Origin of the sequence: Xenorhabdus innexi (assembly GCF_002632485.1) — a bacterium.
Classification (GTDB): domain Bacteria; phylum Pseudomonadota; class Gammaproteobacteria; order Enterobacterales; family Enterobacteriaceae; genus Xenorhabdus; species Xenorhabdus innexi.
Map to the genome: position 1 here is coordinate 1 of NZ_NIBU01000226.1, position 675 is coordinate 675.

The window sequence follows — 675 nt, forward strand, 5'->3', positions numbered from 1 at the left end:
GGCGGCCAGTCTGGTACCGGAAAAAGCCATGATGTGGCTGGTTTCCGTCCCGGAAGTCTGGCACTGCCTGATGCAGCATCTTAATGGCCGTCCGTCCACCGTGCCGCTGATTGATACGCTGCTTCAGGAAGCAGCCGGACAGGTTCATTCACCACTGGATAAACAGGTGGCTTCACCCACTGTGACAGAAATGGCTTTTGCTTCTGAAACCGGATCAGTCGTTGTCCCGGAAATAACACTGAATCCACCCGTCAGTGAAATAAACCGTTCATTGCCGTCTGCGACGGATGATACCCGGACACTGTTGTCATTATTTCAATCAACTGATTGATTTTCCGCGTCAATATGACGGAAAAACTCACCTGCATGGCGCAAAACTGATCAAACGATCGGGGCGTGAGGCAGAAGTCTTGGCATAAACAGTAACCTAACTTCATCATTTAACAGTAAATAATTTAAAGGGTTATTTGTATTTTGGTATTTGCCCGGGTTTTCTGAACAAAAAACCGTGCAGGTATGATAACTGAGGGAAAAAAGAAGATGTTGCACACAACAGAAACGTTCAGTTGGGATGAGCTATTAGAAGAGTATTTCTTTTCACATATTCTGAGACCGGATACCGAGTGGAGTTACCGGAAGGTGGTGCGGGGATTTACCCGGTTTATGGGGGAAACG

The 675-nt window shown here is 47.1% G+C and carries 2 pseudogenes; both read left to right on the forward strand.

The features are described from left to right. Positions 1 to 331: pseudogene (locus Xinn_RS21260) on the forward strand (TraI domain-containing protein); the annotation flags it as partial. A 209-nt stretch (positions 332 to 540) separates the two neighbouring features. Further along, positions 541 to 675 (forward strand): annotated as a pseudogene (locus Xinn_RS23065) (site-specific integrase); the annotation flags it as partial.